The organism is Micromonospora sp. NPDC047730 (assembly GCF_043204765.1).
In the GTDB taxonomy this organism is placed as follows: domain Bacteria; phylum Actinomycetota; class Actinomycetes; order Mycobacteriales; family Micromonosporaceae; genus Micromonospora.
The window spans coordinates 117132-132456 of sequence record NZ_JBIDCU010000018.1 but is presented as its reverse complement, the minus strand read 5'-3'; the positions used below and the strand labels follow the sequence as shown (position 1 = coordinate 132456).

The 15325-nt window shown below is 70.7% G+C and carries 7 protein-coding genes; 3 read left to right on the top strand and 4 right to left on the bottom strand.

Features of this window, described 5'->3' with window-relative positions; genetic code table 11:
- Positions 1-95: 95 nt before the first annotated feature.
- Positions 96-467, bottom strand: coding sequence for a hypothetical protein (locus tag ACGF5G_RS29805; protein WP_393268823.1), 372 nt, complete (start codon positions 465-467; stop codon positions 96-98).
- 121 nt (positions 468-588) lie between these two features.
- On the opposite strand from ACGF5G_RS29805, the gene ACGF5G_RS29800 reads away from it, so the two are divergent.
- Together ACGF5G_RS29800 and ACGF5G_RS29795 are read left to right on the top strand one after the other, a co-directional pair.
- Positions 589-1305, top strand: a complete 717-nt coding sequence (locus tag ACGF5G_RS29800) for a response regulator (protein ID WP_393268821.1) — start codon at positions 589-591, stop codon at positions 1303-1305.
- Between the two features lie 101 nt (positions 1306-1406).
- Positions 1407-2708 carry a sensor histidine kinase gene (locus ACGF5G_RS29795; RefSeq protein WP_393268819.1) on the top strand — a complete coding sequence of 434 codons (1302 nt, stop codon included), beginning with the start codon at positions 1407-1409 and terminating at the stop codon, positions 2706-2708.
- Here ACGF5G_RS29795 and ACGF5G_RS29790 read toward each other — a convergent pair.
- The 3 genes from ACGF5G_RS29790 to ACGF5G_RS29780 all read right to left on the bottom strand — a co-directional run bounded on the left by ACGF5G_RS29790 (position 2691) and on the right by ACGF5G_RS29780 (position 14190).
- The gene (locus tag ACGF5G_RS29790; protein WP_393268817.1) at positions 2691-8750 is read right to left on the bottom strand and encodes an RHS repeat domain-containing protein; all 6060 of its coding nucleotides are present in this window, start codon (positions 8748-8750) and stop codon (positions 2691-2693) included. The genes ACGF5G_RS29795 and ACGF5G_RS29790 overlap by 18 nt on opposite strands.
- Before the next feature lie 93 nt (positions 8751-8843).
- Complete coding sequence (locus ACGF5G_RS29785; protein ID WP_393268816.1) at positions 8844-12287, bottom strand: LamG-like jellyroll fold domain-containing protein; 3444 nt, start codon at positions 12285-12287, stop codon at positions 8844-8846.
- A gap of 661 nt (positions 12288-12948) precedes the next feature.
- The gene (locus tag ACGF5G_RS29780; protein ID WP_393268813.1) at positions 12949-14190 is read right to left on the bottom strand and encodes a glycosyltransferase; all 1242 of its coding nucleotides are present in this window, start codon (positions 14188-14190) and stop codon (positions 12949-12951) included.
- An 861-nt stretch (positions 14191-15051) separates the two neighbouring features.
- Between ACGF5G_RS29780 and ACGF5G_RS29775 the strand changes: the two genes are divergently transcribed.
- On the top strand, positions 15052-15216 hold the full coding sequence (locus ACGF5G_RS29775) for a sigma factor (protein WP_393268811.1): 165 nt from the start codon (positions 15052-15054) through the stop codon (positions 15214-15216).
- The last annotated feature ends 109 nt before the right edge of the window (positions 15217-15325 follow it).

Sequence of the window (15325 nt, the reverse complement as noted above, 5' to 3'; positions counted from 1 at the left end):
TCTTCGGTTGTCCTCACAAACCATCGATGATCAACGCGGTGGCCGTCCTCATGCCCACGCCACGCCCAACGCCGAAGGCAAGTGACGTTGGAGTACTAAGCCGGTTCTATCGTGAGTAGAGCGTGGCTTACGACGGCCGTACCGATTCCTTGGGTCTGCACGCTCGTCCGGATCTTGTGCGATGAGCGTGACGCCGCGCGCGCCTGCGGCTCAGTCGAACGTAATCCGCGCATCATGTTGATAGGCGGTGCCGCGATGATGTCGAGTAGCGCGTCGGCGAACCAGTTCGGGGTGGGCCCTTCCTCGAACGCGTGCGAGGCATCGAGCCATCCGACGTTGATCCGGTCGTATCCGGGCTGGAACCGAAGCCATCCCCAGTCCATCTCGATGACGTCGACGTCGCTGTAGCTGTAGGCGCTCAGGTCCTCGAAGTAGGCCACCTGGCGTTCGTACCAGAGCTCGTTCATGGCCACATCCGACCGGGTTCGTCGTCACCCGCGGTGGCCGGCGTGGCAGATCGGCCGGCTCGGCTGGTGTACAACCGTTGCGGTAGGCCACAGCCAGCGGCACGGGGGAGCAGACGAGCGGATGTCCACCGACGGAAGCAACATCAGAGTATTGATCGTCGACGACGAGGTCCTGATCCGGGCCGGTCTCTCCGCGCTGCTGCGCGCCGCTCCCGGCGTCGAGGTGGTGGGGGAAGCCGCCGACGGCGCGGAGGCGGTCGAACTGGCCGCCGCCACCAGACCCGACGTGATCCTGATGGACATCCGGATGCCCGGCGCCGACGGCATCACCGCCACCCGCAGGATCCTCAACACCGGCACCGGCACCGGCACCGACGCAGCCGCCGTCGGTCGGCCGCGCATCCTGGTGCTGACCACGTTCGACCTGGACGAGTACGTCTACGCCGCGCTGCGCGCCGGAGCCAGCGGCTTCCTGCTGAAGGACACTCCCCCGGATCGGCTCATCGGTGCGATTTCCACGGTCGCGGCCGGCGACATGCTCTTCGCCCCCAGCGTTGTCCGGCGCCTCATCGAGGCGTACACCGGTGACCAGGCTGTCGAGGCGCCCGTCCCACCGCGACTCGACGCGCTCACCGCCCGGGAGCGGGACATCCTGCGCCTGGTCGGTAAGGGACTCTCCAATAGCGACATCGCCGGCCGGCTGGTGATCGCCGAGGCCACGGTGAAGACCCACCTCAACCGGACCATGGCAAAGCTCAACCTGGCCAGCCGGGCACAGGCCGTCGTGCTCGCCTACGAGACTGGCCTGGTCACCCCACAGGCCGGAGGTCCAGCCTGAGCGGGTTCGTACCGGCTCGGCCGGTGGCAACCGGGGAGGGGTCGTACCGGCTCGACCGGTGGCCGACAGTTCGGCGCGGCTCCCATCGATAGGCTGCCCCGGTGCCTGCCACCCTTTCGCTGGGCCGGCTCACCGGCGTAAACCCACCGCCCCTGCCCGACATCGTGCTCGCCCTGGCCCAGACCGGCGTGGCGCTCCTGCTCGGCATCGAGTACCACGCCCAGTGGCGTCCACTCGACCTTGGCGGGGCCGTGCTGGTCTCCCTGGCGAGCCTGCCCACCATGTACCGCCGGCAGGCGCCGGTCACCGTACTGGTCTGCTGCCTGGTCGCCTGGTCGGCGTTCATCACCGCCGGCTACTGGCCCGCGCTGAACCCGTACGGCTGCCTGGTGGCCCTGTACACGGTGGCCGCCCTGCGGTCGCTCCGATCGGCGGTGCGCTCGGCCGCCGCCATCTCGGCGATCTGGCTCTACGCGGGCCTGTTGACCATGCACACCTCCGGCGGGGGGTGGGATCCCATTTCACTACTGAGCGTTACCGCGCAGGCCGTCGTGGTCACCGGGGTCATCGTCAAGTTCGGCGACAACGCCCGCAAACTGACCGACCGTAACCTGCGGTTGGCCCGGATGACCGAACAGTTGCGCTGGGAGCAGGCCGAGCGGGCCCGGCGGGCGGTGGTCGAGGAACGGGTCCGGATCGCCCGGGAGCTGCACGACGTGATCGCCCATCACACCTCGGTGATCTCGGTCCATGCCGGGCTGGCGAGTTACGTGCTCAACGACGATCCGGCCAGCGCCCGCAGCGCGCTGGACGTCATCGCCGACAACAGCCGGGAGGCCCGCCGGGAGCTGCGCCGCATGCTCGGCCTGCTCAGGGTCGAACCCGGCGCCGAGATGCCCGGCGCCGGGGCGCCCGGAACCCGACCCCCCGGAACTGGGGCGCCCGCAGCCGCGGCCGTCGGCACCCGGGCCGGCGGCCCGGAGGAGGTGGATCCGTCACCCCCGGGAATGGCCCGGCTCGACGAGCTGATCGACCGGATCCGGGTCGCTGGCGTACCGGTCGAGGTGGTGACCACCGGGACGCGACGGCCGCTGCCGTCTGGTCCCGATCTCTGCGCCTACCGGGTCGTCCAGGAGTCGTTGACCAATGTGCTCAAGCACGCCGGTTCCGCGTCGGTCACCGTGGCCCTGGCGTACCGGCCCGACCGGTTCGAGATCCGGGTCACCGACGACGGGTGCGGCGCCCCCTCGGGAACCGGGGACGCCGCACCGGGACATGGACTGCGGGGCATGGCCGAACGGGCGAGGATCTACGGAGGTACGGTGACCGCCGGCCCCCGACCCGAAGGTGGGTTCGAGGTCGCCCTCACCCTGCCGTACACCGCGTCAGCTGTCGGGGTGTGATGGTTTGTCGGTGTTACCGCCCTTGTCGTAGAAGTATCTGCCGATCCCCCAGGCGACGATGGCCCCGATGATCACGCCCACCAGGACGCCGACGGCTACCGCCACCCCGCAGAAGACCGAAGCCAGGCAGAAGGGGGTGACAATGACGACCATGAACGCCCCACCGACGATTAGCGGTGCGAGCAGTTCCTCCGCGATCAGGAGGCACGCGAATCCGTTCTTCTTGCAGGTCTTCAACATGCCCTTGCCGACCCGTTTGAGGCAGTGGAGGAACCTCTTGGCGCAGCTCACGAAGTCGTCGAGCATGTCCTTGCCGGGGAAACCGACCGCGCCCGTGCTCGGGCCGGCGGCGCAGCCCGACTGCGGGGTTGCCTGGTAGTAGCAGGTGATGCCGCCGGGGTGGTCGGTCGGCGGCGGGACCTCGCGCTGGTCGCCGATCTTGTCCTTGATGGCGCACCAGCCCTCGCAGACCCGGACCGGGCCGATCGGCGGTGGCTTGGGCCGGGGGGAACGGTAGCCCCCGCCGCCCCCGCCACCGGACCAACCGCCGCCGCCCCCGCCGCCACCGGTCCAGCCCCCGCCACCGCCGCCTCCGCCGCCACGGCCCGGTCGGGGGAAGAAATCCTTGAAGTTGTCGTCGCACCTGCTGCTGCCGCCGTACGAGGCCAACTCCCACCGGTCCCCACCGCCGCCACAGGAAGCGAGACCGGACGGGTCGCTGTTGGTGACCGGACTGCTCCGGGCGTAGCTGTAGCCGTCGAGCTGCTGCGGATCGTCGACCAGCAGCGGATCGACCGACACGAACCGGCCGGTGGCCGGGTCGTACTCGCGGGCGCCCAGCCGGATCAGCTCGGTGCCGGGGTCCTCGACCCCACCCACGAAGCCCCGCCCGTTCGGCCAGGCCGTCGGTGCGCCCCGCTCGGCACCGAACGGTGTGAACCGCCGCTGGGTGAGCGCCTGGCTGGCCGCGTCGATGGTGAGCTGCGCGGTGCCCTGATGGTCGGCGGTGAGGAAGCGCACCCCGGTGATTGTCCGCATCGCGACCGGCTGGTCCTGATGCGAGTAGTACCGGGTCCCGTTGGCGACCGTGGCGCCGGCCGGTACGTGCAGCTCCATGCCGGGCAGGTACAGGGTGTGCCCGGCATCGTCCCGACGGATCAGCCGCTCGCCCCCGGCCCCGTACACGAACGAGGTGAGCGAGTCGCCCTCGGTGATCGAGGTCAGCGCGCCCTCGGCGTCCCAGGCGAGGCGCTCGGTCTCCGCACCCACCGTACGGGTGGTCAGGTTGCCGGTGGCGTCGTAGCCGAAGCTGTCGGTGCGGTCCCCCGCGCCGCCGGTCTGGGTGACCCCGGCCAGCCGGTGCCCCTGGGCGGTGCCGGGAACCTGGTACGTGCGTTCGGTGTCGGCCTGGCCGGCGATGCCGTGCAGCACCTCCCGGGTCCGGTTGCCGGTGGCGTCGTACTGGTAGCTGTGCCAGTACGGCGCCGGCCCGCCCACCACCGTGCCGGACGGCGCCGACGCGCAGCCGGTCGTCGGCTGGCTCCACGCCTCGGTCAGGCGTTGCAGGTGGTCGTGGACGAAACACTGGGTGTCGGTGCCGGAGCGGGACACGTCCGACAGGGCGGTGACGACCCCCGCCGGGTTGTAGGTGTAGGAGGCGTTCCGGTCCACCCCGCTGATGCCCTCCCGCTCGGTGCGGGAGCTGGCCAACCGGCCGGTGCCGTACTCCCACGCGAAGGTCTGCCAGACCTTCTTCCCGCCGGCGGTCAGCTCGTACTGCAACGGGCTGCCGGTGGCGGAGTAGGCGGTGCCGGTGAGGTAGCTGCCGAGGTTACTGGTGAGCGTGGTGGGCCGGGCCAACCCGTCGTAGCCGCGCGTCACGGTCTCCGCGGAGAGGCCACCGGCCGCCGGGAACCCGTCGGACTGGACGGTGCCGTCCGGGTTGTAGGCGGTGGTGAAGGTGTAGCTGCCGGCGAGCGGTCCCTCGCTGGCCGGGACCACGACGGTGACCCGTACCGGCCGGTCTTGGTGGTCGTACGCGTCGATCCGGGTGGTGTACGCCTGCCCGCCGGTGTAGCGGGTCGCCTCGGTCAGCAGACCCCGGCGGGGCGTGTCGTACGTCCAGCTGGCCCGCAGCGGTCCCGTGTCGGACCCCTCCCTGGTCTCGGTCCGGCGGCCCAGCGGATCGTACCGGTGGACCAGTTTCTGCCCTCGCGCGTTCGTCGTCGAGGTCAACCGCCCCAGGTCGTCGTAGCTGGAGGTGGTGGTACCCCGGTCCGGGTCCACGCTCCTGGTCAGCCGCCCCCGCAGGTCGTAGCTGTTCGACCAGACGTTGCCGCCCGCGTCGGTGCGGGTGGCCACATGGTCGCTCGGAGTGTAGGTGTAACGGGTCGCGGTGTACGTGCCGGTCGGCGCGTCACCGTGGTACTGGCGCAGCTCGGTGGTCCGGCCCCGGGCGTCCATGATCGTCCGGGTCGGGGTGCCCCCCACCGGCGGGTCGACCGCCACCCAGTCACCGCCGTAGCTGGTGACCGTACGCCACTTCTCCTGGGTGTCGTTGTTGCCGACGAGGAACCGCTCGATGGTCTTCCGGTTCAGCCCGTCGTAGCTGTAGCTGGTCTGCGACTCGACGTCACCGGGGACCGCGACACCGAACAGGCTGCCGCTCGGGGCTCCGGTCGCGTAGTAGGTGTCGTACGTGCGGGCGACGTTGCCCCGGCTGTCGTAGAACATGTCGGTGATCAGCCGGCCGCCGCCCGGGCCCTCGGTCTGGGTCTGCCGGCCCCGCAGCAGGCCGTCGAGAAGCTGCTGGCTGACCCGCTGCCCACCGTTGGCGGTGAGGCTCCGGGTGGTGATCGCCACGATCTGCCCCTCGGCGACCTGGTAGCTGTGTTCCAGGTCGGGGACGGTCGCGCCCTCCCGACCCGGGCGCCAGACCTTGGACAGTCGGCCGAGCGCGTCGTACGCCAGCACGGTCCGCCGGGCGTTCGGCGCGATCGGGTCCGGGTTCGCGACCTGCCCGGTGGCCACCCCCCAGGCCGGGTCCCGCTCCTCGACCATGACGTGCGCGCTGGCCGCATCGTCGGCCCGTACCCGCGGGCCGGTCGTGGTCACCCGGGTGGTCAACCCGGCCGTTTCGGCGTACACCCTGGTGGTGGTCTTGTCGCCGGCGTCCAGCACGGTCGTCGGGCGGCCGTACGCGTCGTAGCTGAGCAACGCGGTCGGCACGTAGCGGGCGGTGGTCCCGTCGTGGGCGGCGATCTCCTCCACCCGGGTGGCGTCGCCCCGCACCGGCGCGGCGCCGAGCGCCCCGCCGTCGTAGTAGGTGCGGACATCGGAGATCACGTCGGTGGCCCGGTCCGGGGTGCTGGCGCAGCGCTTCGCCACGGTCTCCACCCGGGACGGCAGGGCACGCAGCCAGGCGGTGGCGTTGACCGCGTACGTGGTGCGGGTGCACCGGTCGTCGGCGGTGGTACCGGTGTCGCCCTGGTCGTCGACCTGGGTGGTCACCGCGGTGACCGGGTCGTAGGTGGTGTCGACCCGGGTCTGCCGCCAGGCACCGCCGTCCAGCGCCGTCCAGGTCCGGGTGGTGCCGACGCCGGTCAGGTTGGCGGTGGTCGTCCCCCAGGAACGGGACCGGATGGCCGTCTGCTGACGCCACGGGGTGTTCACCGTCTTGTCGTGGACGACCCCGTCCGGCGCGGTGTAGGTGGTGTGTTTCAGTTCGAAGCCGGCCAGCGCCGGATGGTCGGTGTGGGTGCCCCCCTCACCGTCGGACACGGTGACGCTCTTCGTGCCGCCGGACGTGTTCAGCCGGTCCCCGTCCATGCCGCGCAGGTACCGGTAGTCGTCGCGGGTCAGCGGCTGGTTGATGCCGCCGGTGGTGACCCGCACCTCGCCGTAGCCGCGCCACTGGGACCAGGTCTTCTGCTTGTTCCGGGTGAGCCCGTCGTCGTCGTCGAAGTGCCAGGCCGCGCCGCCGACATAGTCGTAGCTGGTCACCATGTCCGGGGCCCGGGCCGTCCGATCGGCGCGGATCACCTGGGTCACGACGTACTTGTGGAACCAGTCGCGGATCGGCGCGTCCTGGCCGGCTGGCTGCCACCAGATGGGGAAACAGCGCCGGGTGTTGGTTTCCGGCACCGGCAGAGCGTCTAGCGAACAGTCGACTTCGGAGTATTTGATGTCGAGCTGGCCGCCGTACTCGTCGAAGATCGCGCCGAGACGGTACTTGATGAACGGCGGGATGTCGTCGCCGGTCCGGTCCAGGCGGTTCTTCAGCTGCACATGGTTGAAGGTGATTTTCGGCAGGGTCACCGCCGGGCTGCCCGCCTTGCCGGTCTGCTGGATCGACTGCAACAGCAGCGCCCGGTCGATGTCCGCGTCGCCCCAGGCGTGCGTCAACGCCCACGAGTCGACATCCCGGTAGGCGCCGCTGGCCTGCCGGATCTGGGTGGTGACGCCGGTGAGCCGGTACCGCGACCAGAACGTCGGCGAGATCAGCCCCTTCTTCGTGCAGTCGGCGGTGCAGTTCTGGTCCCACGGCACGTCCGGCCAGCGGTCCGGGCTGTCGGAGATCTTCGAGGCCGCGCAGTCGAAGGTGGCGTCGGGAACGCAGCGTTCCGCGGTCTGGAAGAGCACCTTCGCCGGTGGGCTGGCGAAGAGGTTGTCGGCGCGCAGGCCGTACTCGATCCGGTTGAGCACCCCGCCCCGGTCGTACGCGCTGTCGGTGCTGAGGCTGACGTTGCGCCCGTACCGGTTGGTCTCGGTGGTGTAGTGGTAGGTGACCGCGTTGCCGTGCGGATCGACGACGTAGTCGAGATTCCACCGCCAGGCCTGCTGGCACGACGATCCGGCGAAGCCGCCCGGGTCGTGGCACGGCTCGCCGTCGTTGTTACCGAAGACCGGCACCGTCCAGGCCGAGTTGGTCTGCGCCCGGCCGGTGGACCAGCCGGGCAGCCGGTGCCGCCCGAAGAAGTACTGGGTGCCGTCGGTGGTGGTGGCCTTCCAGTACTCCCCGTCGTCGTCGCCGTTGACCGCCTCCGCCGGAATGACCTTCTCGAACCGGGTGCCGTCGTCGTTCTTCAGCCGCCAGGTGCCGTCGCCGGCCTTGACGAGTTCCCCGCCCCGGCCGTTCCAGGTCACCGTCGCGTTGTCGTACGCCCAGCACAGATCGCCCGGCTTCACCCCGTTGACGGTCGGTGCGCCATCGTCGGCGCACGACTTGTAGCTGCGCTCGATGTAGCCGGGCCAGAGGTCGAACCCCTCGCCCACCCAGGAGGGCTGGTTGTTGGTGTTCGAGGCCCGCCCGTCGATCGTGCCCGACGAGTAGCCGATGGTCAGGTTCGGCACCAGGTCACCCGGCACCGGCGGCACCCGCAGCGGGTACGACCAGGAGAAGGCACCGGAGTTGCCGCCCGCCTGCCAGGTCGCCGAAGGCATCAGCGAGGTGGCCGTGAAATCGCCCCGGTCGCTGGCCGCGCCGGCCACCGCGGCCAGCACCGTCACCCCCGCCGTGGTCTGCCCGGTCAGGGTACGGGCGGCCCGGTCGTGCCGCCCGGCCAGCGGGGTGCCGGTACGGCACTGCGGCAGCTCGGGCGTGGTCACCGCGCACCCCGGCAACTGGACCAGCCGCAGCCGCGAGCCGTACGAGCCGCCGTACGCCCCGGCGAAGCCGGAGTAGTCCACCCGTACCGTGGCGGCGCCGGCCGCCTCGACGGTGAAGAGGAGCCCGGCCACCCCGGCCCGGCGCGCGGCGGCCCGGTCGAGCACCCGGACCCGGGCCGCCCCGTCGGCCCGTACGGCCGGCGTCTCGCCCGCCGCCGGCCAGACCGGCGCCGGTGGTGCCGGCCGGCGGGTCGCCGGATCCGGTTCACGGGAACGGACCGCGATCGGTTCGCCCCGCACCGGACGGTCCGCCTCGGTGACCTGTGGGCGGCCGGCGCCAGCCGATGGTGCGGCCTGCGCCGGCGGGGCATGTAACAGCCCCACGATCAGGATGCTGGCGACCGCTGCGGCCAGCCAGACCCGGTGTCTCTGCACAGCAACCTCCGTAGCGAGGGTGAATGAACAGCGTGGGGAACCGCCGGTTCCCGGGCACCCCCAGAGACCCGGGAACCGGCGGAAGCGACCGGACTAGAAGGGGGAGTCGGAGGGCAGCTCGGTGTGGCCGGCGAGCATCTGCACCTGTTCCGGGCTCAGCGCGCCGGAGAAGGCCCAGACGTCATCGATGACGCCGGCCCAGTACTCACCCCAGACCCCGCCGGTCTTGGCCCGGCCGAGCTGGAGCGGGCCGGTCGCGTTGAAGCCCAGCGTGTAGAGCCGGGTGGAGACATTGGCCTCGGTCTGCTGGAGCTGACCGTTGACGTAGAGATGCAGCACGTCGGCGAAGGCGTCGTAGACGATCGCCAGGTGGTCCCAGGGCAGTTGCCACTGGTACGCCGAGTGGCCGGCGGTCTGCATGGTGGCACCGGCCGCGTCGGAGTCCGGCATCTCGACCTGCCAGCCGCCGGTGCCGTTGACCGCGTCCGGGGCGTACCGCAGGGTGAAACCGCTGTTGGTCGTCCCCGCCTGGGAGAAGACTGCCGCCCGGCGGGTCGGTGCGGTGGGGCTGGTCACCCAGCCGGCCACGGTGAAGCTCTGGTGCGTGCCGACCACCGGGCCGGTGGTGGCCGCGTAGTCCCCTACGCCGTCGAGCACCAGGCCACCCGGCGGTTCACCCAGCCAGCCGGCCGCCTGGTCGATCCGGGCGTTGTCGGCCAGGGCCAGGGTGCGGTTCAGGCCCGACCCGTCGGTCCCGTCGCTGTTCAGCTTCCAGCGGCCGGTCAGCACCGGATGCTGCCGGAACAGGTCGTCGACCTCGTTGGCGGTGACGATCCGGTCGAAGACCCGCACGTCGTCGATCGCCCCGGGGAAGAAGTCCACCTTGGCGCCGTTGTGCCGGGCCCGGCCGATCCCCATCGGGCCGGTGGCGTTCCAGGTGACGGTGAAGGGTTTCTCGTCGTTGAGTACCCCGTTGACATAGAGCCGCGCCTTCCTGGCGACCGAGTCGTAGACCCCCACCAGGTGCGTCCACTCACCGGTCGTCGGTGCCGCGGCGGAGAGGGCGCGTACCCCGCCCTGCACGGCGTCCGCGTTGGTGAGGCTGAACGACCAGCGGTTGTTGTCCTGGACGTATTGCAGGTAGAAACCACTGACCACGGTGCCGTCCTGGCTGACCGCGGTGGCGAAGGTGTTGGTGTGGTCCAGCTTGACCCAGGTCGCCACCGCGTAGCTGGCGCTGGTGTCGACGACCGTCCCCGAGGTCTCGGCGTAACCGGTCGAGCCGTCACCGCGCAGCGCGGTGCGGTCCTGGCCGTCCGCGCCGAGGGTGACCCCACCGTACGTCTGCGCGGTGACCGCCGGCTCGCCCGGGCGGGTGCCGGCGGTCAGGGTGGTGGATCCGGCCGGCTCGTCGAGATGCCAGTACGCCTTCGGTGCCCGTCCGGCACTGACCCGGAACAGGTAGGTCGCCGAGGCGCTGACGTTGCCGGCGGTGTCCAGGACCTTGACGTAGAGGAAGTTCACCCCGGCCTGGTCCGGCACGATCGGCACGGTCACCGGGCCACCGTTGGTGGCGGGCCGGTACTCCCCGGCCGCCGTGGGCGTGGTGTTCAGCCCCACCCAGTAGCGGTTCACGTCGGTGTTGCTGGTGGAGAGGGTGAAGGTGCCGTAGCGGCCGACCCCGTCGTACCACGGGTCGTCCGGGTTCTCCGGATCCGACCTCGGGTACGCGGTGGAGGAGATCACCGGTGCCGCCGGGGCGGTGGTGTCGTAGTAGAAGTAGCAGCCGGTCGGCGCGCCGGACGAACTCCACGGGCTCCACTGGTAGCCGTCCCAGGTCCGCACGTGCCAGGCCAGCAGCACGTTCTGCGGCAGGGTGGACGGTGCGAGGATCTGGAAGGTCGAGCCGGTGGTCTTCGGGCCGGTCAGGGCCGAGGTCCAGAGCAGGGTGCCCGACTGCCTGACCTCCACCTGCGCGTACAGCTTCGCCGCGCTACCCGAGTCCGGGTCGGTGAGGATCGCGTAGAAGGTGGGTCGCTGGTTCACCCGAGGGGCCGCGCTGCTGCCGACGCAGGGGCCGCCGGGGCTCATCGACAGCTTCGACATCGGCGTCTGCGGGGGCGGGGTGTTGTACTCGATCCGCATGAACGCGTCGTCCGCGAAGCGCTTCCACCAGTCCATGGTGGACTCGGAGTACGCCCGCAGCCCGAAGCTGATCGTCGAGTCACTCCGCCCGGCCGCCGCGCGTACCACGTCGCGCAGGGCCGTGCCGCCGAACTCGACCGGGGTACGCGAGCAGTACGCCACGTCCCGCGAGGTCAGGTGCTTGATCCAGTTGTCGTCCGTGCTGTTCCAGGTCGAGCCGGTGGCGAAGCCGCTGATGTGCCAGAGCTGGACCGACGTCGGGTTGGAACAGTTGTAGGCGTGCGTCTCGTAGGCAACGAACTCGGTGGAGATGATGTACCTGCCGGCCACCGCGCTGATCGGCACCCGGTAGAAGAGCCGCTTCTTCTGGTCCTTGACGCACGCGCCGTCGTACTGGACGTCGCAGAGCCCGACCCCTTCGGTCGACTTGCCGTCGAAGTCGTAGAAGGACGTCGTCGGGTAGCCGCTGGAAACCATCGCCCGCGCTGACGCCTGCACCGTCTTCCAGACCGGGTCGATGTAGACCGGATACCGGGTCTCCGCCCCGCGCAGCAACGCCTGGTCCGGGGTCAGCTCCAGACCCCCCGGCCGGACCGCCACGCCCAGCCGGGCCGTCCTGGCCCCCGGGGGCGGCCCGGCCGCCGGATCCTCCCGGCCGTCGGCCGCGCCCGCCACGGCGGGTGGGCCGGCGTCCCACATCTTCGGGGACAGCCCTTCGAACACGCCGCCGCCGGAGGCCGCGTCGGTGACGGTGAGGAAGCCGGTCGCGTCCGCGCGCACCGCCAGCCCGGGGGCGTCCAGGCCGAAGGCCAGTTTCGCCAGGGCCGGATGCCGGGCCGCCGCCGCGTTCTTGACCACCAGCAGGTGGGAGAAGCCGTCCACCCGCGCCCGTACCCGCAGGTCAACCCCGGGCAGGACCTCGGCGTACGTCGCGGTGTCCTGCTCGATCGTCGGCACTGGCAACCGGTCGGGCCAGCTCAGCGCCAGCTCCCGGCCGGCCCGCGTCATCCGGACCAGCGGGCCCGCACCCCCGGCGGAGAGCCGCAGCCCGACGGTCGACGACACCGGGCTCAGCACATCCCCGGTACGGACCAGCGTGGTGTCCACCGGCGTCCACCGCCCCTGCTGCCGGGCCCGTACCGGCCGGAGGTGCTGCACCAGCTCGAACCGGCCCGACGGCAGGGCGTACACCTCCGAGGTTTCGGACCTGCCGGAGAGCACCTCCACCCGCTGCCCGGACCGCTGCGCCGCCGCCGACGCCTCGGCTTCGGTCACCGCCTCGGTGCTCGGCCCGGCGCCGGTCGCGCCTCCCGGTGCGGTCGGCGCGGCGATTGCCGGGCCGGTCGGCGGCACCAGCGGGAGCAGCCCGCCCCAGAGCAGCACCGCCAGCATTCCCGCCGTACCGGAGCGCCGACGACCGGCAGCGGCTCGCCCCCGTCTGAGCAGTCCCGCTCTGGATCCAACCTGAGCCTTGTCCGTTCGAGCCACGGCCCGCCTCCCCGCCAGCGACGTCCCAGTCACTTCCTGGCCGCGCCCGTGCCGGGCGTCAGCGAACCTCACGGTAGGTAAAGCGAAGATCGATAGCGTCTGGTCAGGGATTGATTCTTCGCGCACCACCAGCGGTGCAGCCGACGATCGGGGTACAACCACCGCCGTACCGCCCCCACCCGGTACGGGCTGGACCGGCACCGGTGCGCAGCTGCCGATCTGGCAGGTCGACGCGGCGGTGCGGGCGGTACGCGGGTTGGTCTAGGCGCCACCGGGCCCGGGGTGGGGACCGGTGACCGCACTGCCGGACCACTCGCGGCGCCAGGGAATCCGCGGCGGGATCCTCGTCAGCGAGGGGGAGTTCGTTCAGGCCGTTGTGGACCTGGAGCGCGGTGCCGTCCACGAAGACGAATTCAAGGCCGCTCAGCAGCCACGACTCGAACGGGTCAGCGTCGACCGGCTCGAACCGGGCCGGAGTCCGCAGCACCCGGACGTCGCGCACCGCGAGGATGTCGGGGTGACCGGCATGCCGGATATCACACGATCAACGGGCAAGGACGAGGCACTACGTAGCCAGGTTTTCCAGCGTCTCGAGGAGCACCTGGGACTCGGCGTCCCGCCGAATCGCCTCGCCCAGCACCGCCGCCGCCCGTGCGTACGAAGGGTCCTCCAGCACACGTCGAACCGTCCGGGCGATCTTTTTGGGCGGTGCCGTCCTGGGCAGCCGAAGGCCGGCGCCGCGCTCGGTCACCCGCACGGCGTTGTCCGCTTGATCGCGGCCGTGCGGCAGCACTACCAGTGGCACTCCCGCCGTGAGGGACTTGACGATCGTGCCGTGTCCGCCGTGCGTGACCACGAGGGCCGCGTGTGGCAGCACGGCTTGGTGCGGTGCCGATCGCACCACGGTCACGTTTGCTGGGGCCCGCACGATGGCCGGATCGAGTCCGGGGCCCGTGGTGACCAGGCCGCGTACGGGCTGGTCCGCGAGTGCGTCCACGATCCGTTGCAGGGTTCCGCCCTGATCCTGGAACGTGGATGACAGTGCGACCAGCACCAGGGGGGCGTCCGGAGGGGGTGACCACGCGATGCCGTCCGTTGCGGCCTCGGCCCAGGACGGGTCGTCGAGCACCGGCCCGACGTACCGCACGTTGGGCGGCAGGTCGGCCGGGAAGTCGAACGCCGGGCTGGTCATGAGGAGCTGATGCCGGGCGCGGCCGGGTTGGTCCAGGGCGTGTTCCAACTCCGTCACTCCCAGGTCCCGGCGCAGGGCGTTGACCCGGGGCAGCACGTAGCGGTCCATTGTGCGCACGCTGGCTGCGACGATCAGCCGGTTCCGCGCCCGGCCCAGTCGTCCCGTGGCTGGCCGGAGGCCCATCCCCATCGGAGGCGCGCCGTCGGCGGGGAACGGGTAGATGTTGGGCAGCAGCACATCGAACGGCAGGTCCACCGACTCGGCGGCAGCCATGGCGCCGAACGCGAACACCGAGGTCAGTACCAGATCGGGACGCTCATCGGCAACGGCGCCGAGCAGGTCGCGGGCGTATCCGGCGGCCGGGCCGGCGACCAGATGGTCTGCCATGGCGCGTACCTGGGCGATCGGCCCCAGCTCCCAGTCCTTGTACGGGTTGTTGGCTGGGTCGCGGTCCCGCCGGTTGAGCCCCTCCGTCCATGGCACGAATACCGCGGCCGTGCGAGCGACCTCGGCGGCCATGGAGTCCTCGCCAAGCACGGTCACCCGGTGTCCCCGTTCGACCAGCCGGCGGGCGACGCCGAGTTCAGGCGGCACCGTGCCGCCGCCGTCGGTCAAAGCGAACAAATAGGTGTGCATTCCGCGGCGTACGCCTCCCATGCCGATTTCTTTCCCTTCACTCCGCGCTTTGTGATGTGCTGGTTGATCGGTGATGTTCTTCGCAACCGTCGTTGTCTCGGCACTCCTTGCGGCGGTTATCGCGATGTCGGCGGTCTGCGGGCGTTAGACAGTGCGGAAGTGGTTCTTGGCTAAGGAACGTCTCGTAACTTGGTGAACGCGTTGCCCGTGGCCGGGTTGGTATCGGCACGACCTGGTGTCCTCTCTCAACCAGGACGTCGACGACGTGGCGGCCCAGCCGCCCGGTTGCTCCCGCCACCGCGAACCTGGTGATGCTCATGCTGTGTGCCTCTCTTACCCGCTGTAGTCCTGGCCGGGCGGCATGCCGGGGATCGGCTCGGCGATGAGAGCGGCGGGGGTGAGGAAGCCGATGTGGGCGATCGCGATGATGAGCGACCCCATCGCCGTGCCGAGGATCTGCCCGGCGCGCAGCTGTAGCAGGCTGATGGTCGTCGGGTGGATCGAACCGTTCTTGAGACCTTGTGCAGGCCTGCGCCGACTTCCGCCATCTCGGGGCCGAACGGGAGAGGGTTGGGCATGCGCGACCGGAGGTTGGTCGTCGTGGGTGTGGACATGCTGGGACTTCCTTGCTCGTGGTGTTGCGTCGTACGTGCAAGAGATCCCGGCGGCCCGCTTTTTGTGACAGCGGGACCTATGTGACGTAGCCCACCGATCGTCGGTGTCACAAAGCGGCGGGGACCGGGATCGCATGGGAATCGGCACGGTCGCGAACGAAACAGGCAGGAACCAGCGATGAGCGAACGAAGTGAGCAACCGACGGCTACAGCTCGTGGCAGTCGCATGGACGCGGCCATCGAGGCGTTCGTCGCTCACCGTGACCTGCTGTTCGCTCCCGCCTACGAGATGCTCGGCTCCGCCGTCGACGCCGAGGACGTCCTGCAGGAGACCTGGCTGCTGTGGTGGGCGTCGACCTCGGCATGGTGCTGGACCAGCGCGCGTGCCTGATCCGGATCGCCACCAGGCAGGCGCTGAAACGGCTGCGGACGCTGGGCCGGCGCAAGGAGAGTCCCATGCAGCCTGCCCCGTCTGCCGCCAGAAAACTCAGCGCTGTGGT

What these genes read in the sequence shown, in the direction of transcription:
- ACGF5G_RS29785 (WP_393268816.1), bottom strand. Translation starts at nt 12,287, where the DNA reads ATGCTGGCGGTGCTGCTCTGGGGCGGGCTGCTCCCGCTGGTGCCGCCG.
- ACGF5G_RS29805 (WP_393268823.1), bottom strand. Translation starts at nt 467, where the DNA reads ATGAACGAGCTCTGGTACGAACGCCAGGTGGCCTACTTCGAGGACCTG.
- ACGF5G_RS29800 (WP_393268821.1), top strand. Translation starts at nt 589, where the DNA reads ATGTCCACCGACGGAAGCAACATCAGAGTATTGATCGTCGACGACGAG.
- ACGF5G_RS29775 (WP_393268811.1), top strand. Translation starts at nt 15,052, where the DNA reads ATGGACGCGGCCATCGAGGCGTTCGTCGCTCACCGTGACCTGCTGTTC.